This window comes from bacterium, from assembly GCA_035703895.1.
GTDB lineage: Bacteria > Sysuimicrobiota > Sysuimicrobiia > Sysuimicrobiales > Segetimicrobiaceae > Segetimicrobium.
Genome location: DASSXJ010000243.1, coordinates 1 through 7,388 on the forward strand (window position 1 = coordinate 1; position 7,388 = coordinate 7,388).

The following is a 7,388-nucleotide window of genomic DNA, read 5'->3' on the forward strand; positions in this document are numbered from 1 at the left end:
CGGGCGCGGCCGCCGTTCACGTTTCGCACCGGCATGATTCCCCCTCGTTCAAGGCGGCCGACTGGTCTTGGGTCAATCCCCTGGTGGATGCGATGGTGGACAATCCGGCCTGGTTCCGTAGGCTCTCACCGGAGGAAAAGGAGGCGGTCAGCCAGCGGCTTTGGGCGGAAGGGCGCTTGAAAGTTGAGCCTTGGCTAGAACCGCGAGTGATGAAAGACGCTGTCACGTTGTGGCCAAAGACACAACTCGCGGCCGCCGGTTTGCTGCCCAGCGGTGCGCTGGTGTTGAAGTTGGACAACGGCAAGACGCTCACCATCGACCACGTCATCCTGGCGACGGGGTACAAAGTCGCAATAGACCGGGTGCCATTCCTGGCACAGGGGAATCTCCTGGCCACCCTGGCCACCCAGAATGGCTTTCCCATCTTGGATGAGCATTTCCAGACCAATATCCCGGGGTTGTTCATCACCAGCATGCCGGCCTCCCAGGATTTTGGGCCATTCTTCGCGTTTACCGTGTCTGTGCGCACCTCGGCAAAGCTCATCGGACAGGCCATCCTGCGCCGCCAAGCGTGACCATGGCGCCCCGGGAACCGATCGCGGGCCCCGTCGACGAAGGGACCCTCTTGTGGGAACCGACCGAACGCCAGCGGGCGCATGCCAACGTCACCCGGTACCTGGGCTGGCTCAAGACGACCAAGGGGCTGGCGTTCGCCTCCTACGAGGAGCTCTGGCGGTGGTCGGTCACCGACGTGGAGACATTTTGGGCCACGATGCTGGAGTTCTTTCAGGTTATCGCCCGGCGGCGGGACTCGCGGGTGCTCGCGGACCGGCAGGTCATGGCTGCGCGGTGGTGCCCAGGAGTTGAGCTAAACTATGCCGAGCACGCCCTGCGCCGCAGAGACGCGCACCCGGCGGTGGTCTTCCGCTCCGAGGGGCGTCCGCTCAGCACCCTGACCTTCAGCGACCTCTACCGGCAGACCACTGTCGTGGCCTCCGCGCTCAAGGAGATGGGCGTAGGCCGGGGCGACCGGGTCGTCGCCTTTATGCCCAACATTCCGGAGACCCTGATCGCCTTCCTGGCGACAGCCAGCCTCGGCGCGATCTGGTCGAGTTGCCCTCCCGAGTTCGGCACGCGAAGTGTGTTGGACCGTTTTCAGCAGATCGAGCCTCGCGTCCTCTTTGCCGTCGACGGGTACCGCTACAACGGCCAGGCCTATGACCGCCTGGGAGCCGTCGCGGAGATCCGCGAGAATCTGCCGAGTCTGGGCACGACCGTCCTCGTCCCGTACCTGACCAGCGACCGCCCCGTGGCCGCGGGCGCCAACGTTCAGATGTGGCCGGAGCTGTTTGCCCGGACGGCGGAACCGGCCCTCGCGTTCGAGCAGGTGCCGTTCGACCATCCCTTGTGGATCCTCTACTCCTCGGGTACGACGGGGCTGCCCAAAGCGATCGTCCAGGGCCACGGCGGGATCTTGCTCGAGCACCTAAAGGCGATCTCGTTGCACCTGGATCTGGGACCGGACGACCGGTTCTTTTGGTTCACCACGACGGGATGGATGATGTGGAACTTCCTCATCAGTGGCCTCCTCCTAGGTACCACTGTGGTCCTCTACGACGGCAGCCCGGCCTATCCTAGCATGCGGGTCCTGTGGCAGCTGGCCGAGGAGACCGAGGTGACATATTTTGGAGCGAGCGCGCCGTTTCTCATGGCCTGCATGAAGGCAGGATTCGCCCCCGGCAAGGAGCTCGATCTCGGACGGCTGCGAGGCCTGGGCTCGACGGGAGCGCCCCTGGCCCCCGAGGGGTTCGGGTGGGTGTACGACCACGTCAGCGCTGAGGCGCTGTTGGGATCTGTCAGCGGCGGCACCGATCTCTGTACGGCGTTTGTGCTCTCCTGTCCGCTCCTGCCCGTCCGCGCCGGCGAGATCCAGTGCAGGGGGCTGGGCGCCAAGGTGGAGGCGTTCGACTCGGTGGGCCGGTCCGTCATCGAGGAGGTTGGTGAATTGGTGATCACCGAGCCGCTCCCGTCCATGCCGCTGTATTTTTGGAACGATCCGGATGGCCGCCGCTACCGGGCGAGCTACTTTGAGACATTCCCCGGCGTGTGGCGCCACGGGGACTGGATCAAGATCACCGACCGGGGGAGCTGCGTGATCTATGGCCGGTCCGATGCCACGATCAACCGGGCGGGCGTCCGCATGGGCACCAGCGACTTCTACCGCGTCGTGGAAGACATGCCCGAGCTGCTGGACTCCCTGGCCGTCGATACCGGCAGGCTTGGCCGCGAGGGCCAGCTCCTGCTCTTCGTGGTGCTGCGCGAGGGTCAGCCGCTCGACGAGGCGCTCAGCGCGCGCATCAAGAAACGAATGCGTGACGAGTTGTCGCCGCGCCACGTCCCCGACGCGATCTACGCCATTCCCGAAGTCCCGCGCACGCTCAATGGGAAAAAAGTGGAGGTGCCCGTCAAGCGGATCCTGGCCGGGACGCCGCCCGAGGAAGCCGTCAGCGCGGACGCCATGAGCAACCCGGGCGCGCTCCGCTTCTTCGTGGATCTGGCGGCACAACTCAACGCGCATCGGTAATCGGCTCAGACAAAGTGCAGGCGGGTGCCAACGCTGGTCTGCACGTAGGCTCCCGGCAATCTGCGGGCCAGTTCGTGGGTCGCCTTCCACCCTGTGCAATGACACGGCACCACGACTTCCGGCCCGATCGCCACCAACTCGTCGAGCGTGCGCGGAATAATCGGTTCGAAGATGCCTCCCGTCAAATGCAGCCCCCCGATCACCGCGTACACTTTCTCCTGGCCCGTCATCCGTTGCGCATGGCGCAAGACGTTGATGATCCCCGCGTGGCTGCAACATGAGAGGACGACGAGACCTTTATCCTTCAAGTTGAGCACCATCGGTTGGTCATCCCACAGCCAGGTATCCGGTTCCCAACCGTCCTGCGTGCGAGCGTGTTGCAAAGGAAATCCTTTCTCAAAATCGGTCACACGCTCGACCTGCCCTGTCACCAGCACCATCCCATCGAGGAGCAGTGAGGGACCGCGTTCTTCGACAACTTCGACCCCCTCACGCTCAAGGTCGCTGCGATTCGGGGGCGGCATACGTATCTCGGTCCCCGTCGGGAATACAATCTTGCGATCGCGCCACGCATCGGGATGCAGCACGAGCGGCATTCGCTGCCGGCCGACACGTCGAAAGATGCCTTCCAGTCCCCCGTGATGATCGACATGTCCGTGGGAGAGCGCCACCGTGCGGAGATCGCTGATCCGAACACCGAGGACGTCGAGATTGTGGATCGCGGTCTCGCGTCCGAGCCCCGCATCGAACAGCAAGGATTCAGTGCGATCGTCTTTTCGAACTGTCACCAGCAGTGAGTACCCATGCTCCGCCACCAGCGTGTCGCGTTCGGCCCAGTCCCACACGAGCGGTGCTCGTCGGACCATCTCGGTGCTGGGCATCAAGACATCCAAGAAATTATCGACGACAATTGTCACATCTACAGCATCCACAGGCTGGAGCATCACCCTCTGGTTCATCGTTTCCTCCTACAGACATCCAGGTCTCCGAGACACTTTGCCGAGCGACCCCTTCCCGTCCTCCTTATTGCAGGCCGTACGCTGTACTGCACCATCTACCTAAAGCCTGAGTTCCAACTCTATTTCGTCCCGAAGGGGGATGCCGTGCATGCCGACGAGGGGGATCTCCGGTTTCAGCCGGCGCGACTCCTCGAGCGCATCACGGTACACTGCGACCAGCGCGAACCCCCGGCGCTGATAGAAACGTAGGGCCCTGACATTGTCATTCGTGGTGATCAGCCAGAGCCGTTCGCACCCGGCCAAGACGGCGGATTCCTTGACCGCACTCATGAGCGCGGAACCAATTCCCATCCCTTCGATCACGCTGTTGATGGTGACGACCTCGCATTCTCCGCCCTCTATCCGATATGTCACCAAGCCCACCGGTCTCTCACTCTGCTCCGCTACAAAGCCGGGCAACGTGTCAGGGTAGAGGACTCGGCCACGAGCGATAATGCTCTTGGACAGCCAATGGTCCTCGATGAAGCGATTCACCCAAGAGCGGTCGTCTTCGCGCAGCGCTCGAAGCTGAAATGTGCTCATGGCGCTTCCTGGCGGACAATTTCGCTCGACCGAGACGGGCCCCCTGTGTTCCCGACGGGAAGGCATCGCGAAGGGGCAAGAAACGCGATATTCTCGAGTGCGTAGAGGCTACACGAGCGATTGACGGAGGTGGGCAACGGAATGACTCACCTACAGACCGTACTCTGGCGCGGTCTCTATCTCCCCGGGGCGGAATACTGCAGCCTCCTGCGCGGTGCAGATGAGGTCCTTATGGAAGGAACGGCCGTGGTGGGAGTGGATCAACGCCCGTACGCCGTCCGGTACAGGATCTCATGCGACCTCGCTTGGAACACGCGGTTTGTCGAGGTAGGCCTCCATGCGGGATCGGAAGCCGAACGGATGCTCACCCTGGTGATTGACGAAGATCGCCGGTGGCGGAGGGATGGCGACGCCTTGGCCGACGTCTCCGGTTGCGTCGACGTCGACTTAGGATTTTCGCCGGCGACCAACACCTTACCGATCCGCCGCCTCAATCTTCCCGTAGGGTCCGCGCGCGAAGTCACCGCCGGGTGGGTGACATTCCCGGATCTCACCGTGCGCCCTCTCCGCCAGCGGTACGCTCGGCTGTCCGCGTCGACGTACCTGTATGAGAGCCTCGAAAGTGGGTTTCGTGCTGAGATCGAGGTTGATGACACCGGAATGGTGGTGCGGTATGCAGGAGGGTGGGAGCGGATTGCACAAACAGGCGGCTAAACGCGGCCATCACGCCATCTTGAGGGCGGCGGTCGCGGCCGATGCGTTCGAGATTGCGGAGGTGTTCCTAGCATCCCGGCAGGACGCGCTGCCGTACCTGCCCACCCTTCACAGCGACGAAGAGACCCGCCGCTGGATTCCAGACATCGTGATGCGACGCAGCGAGGTGTGGGTCGCGGAGCTCGACGGGAAGATCGTCGGGTTCCTATCGGTGGCCGGCGAGCACCTCGACCATCTCTACATCCGCCCTGGCTATTACCGGCAGGGGATCGGAGACCGGCTTCTCGCCAAGGCGAAGGCGATCAGCCCGCAGCGGCTCCGGTTGTTCACGTTCCAGCGAAACGAGCGCGCCCGCGCGTTCTATGAGGCCAGAGGGTTCGTCCCCATCGATTTCAACGGCGGATCGCGCAACGAGGAGGGGGAGCCCGACGTCCTCTACGAGTGGGCCGCGTCCCGCGCCAGCCTCCTCTGAGGTACGCGTGAACGCAAGCGCGATCAGCGTCGAGAAGCTGCGGTCGCGGCCTTTCTCGCGGGACGATGTTTCATCGCGTGGAGCTTGCTTTCGGCCTCCCGCAGGAGCGATTCCGGGGTGTGCGAGTCTTTGGACCACGTCACGATTCCGTACGACAGGCTCACTCGAGGGCTGGCTTGTCGCTGGCGGGGGATCGAGATCGCCAGCGTCCGGAGGCGGGAGATCAACTTCATCGCCTGGGAGCCGTTTGTCTCGGGCAGGAGAAGGCCAAATTCGTCGCTCCCCAATCGGGCCGCGAGGTCCGATGCCCGGACGCTCCGCGTCAGGGTCTGAGCGACGTGAATGAGCAGGGCGTCCCCCGTCGTATGCCCGTGGACGTCATTGATGATTCCGAATCCATCGAGATCCAGAACGACCACGCTGAGCGTATGCCCCTTGCGCCGGCCACGTGCGATCTCCGACGCCAGGCGATCCAGAAAGCTCCGGCGGTTCGCCAGCCTGGTGAGCGCGTCCGTCGCGGCAAGATCGTTCAGATGTGCGTGGAGACGCGCGACCTCGATGGCCCCCGTCAGATACCGCGCCACGACGGTGAGCAGGCTGAGGTCCGATTCTGTAAACGCGCGCTGCTCCGCCCGGTGGGCGCTGAGGACGCCCACCGCGCGATCACGGACGATCAGCGGCGCATAGATCCCCGATCTAATCTTTCCATCTCGCCGTTGGACTCTCGGATCTGCCCACATGTCGTGGATGAGCAGGGGCATTCGCGAGGCCATCACGACCCCGTGCAGCCCCTTGTCCCGCGACACGGTCATTCCCCGGGAGTGGGACCGGAGTCCGGAAGCCCCGTGAATGGTCAAGACGTCCGGGCGGCGTTCGTCCAGGAGCGCGAGGGCGCACGAGTCTAAGCCGGTTTCCTCGTGGAGGGCCAGCATGACCCGGTCGACGAGATCGGGCAGGGGGTCGACAGTGGTAAATTCGCTCGCCAGGCGGGAAAGAAAGAGGAGCGCCTTGTCTCGTTTTGGGTGCGACGGAGAATCCTTTCGCGACATTGGAAGACTCCTCTCATCCTGCTGTGGTGGACGCCGGTCCACGCGCGATGACCGTAAATACCATGCCCTTCTTGCCGCTGCGCGAGACCCATTCGCGGGTCGCATGAAAGGAGCGCCCTCCGGCGCGAAGAAGAAGGCGGGCGGACATGCTGCATAGGGAGGATCATACGTGGCTCGGGTGACAATGGGGATCATCATGAACGGGGTGACCGGCCGCATGGGGACCAACCAGCACCTCGCCCGTTCGGTCATGGCGATCCGCGAGCAGGGAGGGATCCCCCTCGCCGACGGAGATGCGATCTGGCCGGAGCCCATCCTCGTGGGTCGCAGCCCTGAGAAGGTCGAGGCGCTGGCCAGGCGGTTTGGGCTCCAGAAGTGGAGTTCCGACCTCGATGCATGTCTGGACAACTCGGAGGCACAGATCTACTTTGATGCCCAGGTGACATCCCAGCGGGCGGAAGCGATGCGTCGCGCGATCCGCGCGGGAAAACACGTCTATGCTGAGAAACCGCTCGCGGATGACTTGGAAACGAGCCTCGAACTCGCCACCCTGGCCGCGAAGGCCTCCCTCAAGAACGGGGTCGTTCAAGACAAGCTCTTCTTGCCTGGGATGCGCAAGCTCAAGCGACTGGTGGATGGTGGCTTTTTCGGACGGATCCTCGCCGTACGGGGCGAGTTCGGATACTGGGTGTTCGAAGGGGACTGGCAGAGCGCGCAGCGACCGTCTTGGAACTATCGGAAGGAAGATGGCGGGGGCATCATCCTCGACATGTTTCCGCATTGGCGATACGTGCTCGACAACCTGTTTGGAGCGGTACGCCGGGTGGTGTGCGTGGGGGCCACACATATTCCGCGCCGGGTCGATGAGCGTGGTGAATCGTATGCCACCACGGCGGACGATGCCGCGTATGCGACCTTCGAACTGGAAGGCGGCATCGTCGCCCACTTCAACTCGTCATGGTGCGTGCGCGTCTACCGGGACGAGCTGCTCAGCATCCAGGTCGATGGAACCGAAGGGAGCGCGGTGG

General features: G+C 63.5%; 8 protein-coding genes. 5 read left to right on the forward strand and 3 right to left on the reverse strand.

Annotated elements, in window-relative coordinates; all coding sequences use genetic code 11:
• Together VFP86_16250 and VFP86_16255 are read left to right on the forward strand one after the other, a co-directional pair.
• The coding region (locus tag VFP86_16250) for a dimethylaniline monooxygenase (protein HET9001190.1) at positions 1–575 on the forward strand (575 nt) is incomplete at its 5' end.
• A gap of 2 nt (positions 576–577) precedes the next feature.
• Positions 578–2,584 (forward strand): acetoacetate--CoA ligase, encoded by a 2,007-nt coding sequence (locus VFP86_16255; protein ID HET9001191.1) that lies wholly within the window; start codon positions 578–580, stop codon positions 2,582–2,584.
• A 5-nt stretch (positions 2,585–2,589) separates the two neighbouring features.
• Here the strand turns inward: VFP86_16255 and VFP86_16260 are convergent, their stop codons facing one another.
• Positions 2,590–3,543, reverse strand: a complete 954-nt coding sequence (locus tag VFP86_16260) for an MBL fold metallo-hydrolase (GenBank protein ID HET9001192.1) — start codon at positions 3,541–3,543, stop codon at positions 2,590–2,592.
• A 99-nt stretch (positions 3,544–3,642) separates the two neighbouring features.
• Positions 3,643–4,125 (reverse strand): GNAT family N-acetyltransferase, encoded by a 483-nt coding sequence (locus VFP86_16265; protein ID HET9001193.1) that lies wholly within the window; start codon positions 4,123–4,125, stop codon positions 3,643–3,645.
• A gap of 141 nt (positions 4,126–4,266) precedes the next feature.
• Between VFP86_16265 and VFP86_16270 the strand changes: the two genes are divergently transcribed.
• Positions 4,267–4,839, forward strand: coding sequence for a putative glycolipid-binding domain-containing protein (locus tag VFP86_16270; GenBank protein ID HET9001194.1), 573 nt, complete (start codon positions 4,267–4,269; stop codon positions 4,837–4,839).
• Positions 4,820–5,311 carry a GNAT family N-acetyltransferase gene (locus VFP86_16275; GenBank protein HET9001195.1) on the forward strand — a complete coding sequence of 164 codons (492 nt, stop codon included), beginning with the start codon at positions 4,820–4,822 and terminating at the stop codon, positions 5,309–5,311. Before VFP86_16270 ends, VFP86_16275 begins: the two co-directional genes overlap by 20 nt.
• Positions 5,312–5,334: 23 nt before the next feature.
• Here the strand turns inward: VFP86_16275 and VFP86_16280 are convergent, their stop codons facing one another.
• On the reverse strand, positions 5,335–6,360 hold the full coding sequence (locus VFP86_16280; GenBank protein HET9001196.1) for a sensor domain-containing diguanylate cyclase: 1,026 nt from the start codon (positions 6,358–6,360) through the stop codon (positions 5,335–5,337).
• A gap of 169 nt (positions 6,361–6,529) precedes the next feature.
• Here VFP86_16280 and VFP86_16285 point away from each other — a divergent pair.
• The coding region (locus VFP86_16285; protein HET9001197.1) for a Gfo/Idh/MocA family oxidoreductase at positions 6,530–7,388 on the forward strand (859 nt) is incomplete at its 3' end.

Bases quoted from the DNA above. Each gene is read 5' to 3' on its own strand.
- VFP86_16255 (HET9001191.1), top strand. From the start codon at position 578: ATGGCGCCCCGGGAACCGATCGCGGGCCCCGTCGACGAAGGGACCCTC.
- VFP86_16260 (HET9001192.1), bottom strand. From the start codon at position 3,543: ATGAACCAGAGGGTGATGCTCCAGCCTGTGGATGCTGTAGATGTGACA.
- VFP86_16265 (HET9001193.1), bottom strand. From the start codon at position 4,125: ATGAGCACATTTCAGCTTCGAGCGCTGCGCGAAGACGACCGCTCTTGG.
- VFP86_16270 (HET9001194.1), top strand. From the start codon at position 4,267: ATGACTCACCTACAGACCGTACTCTGGCGCGGTCTCTATCTCCCCGGG.
- VFP86_16280 (HET9001196.1), bottom strand. From the start codon at position 6,360: ATGTCGCGAAAGGATTCTCCGTCGCACCCAAAACGAGACAAGGCGCTC.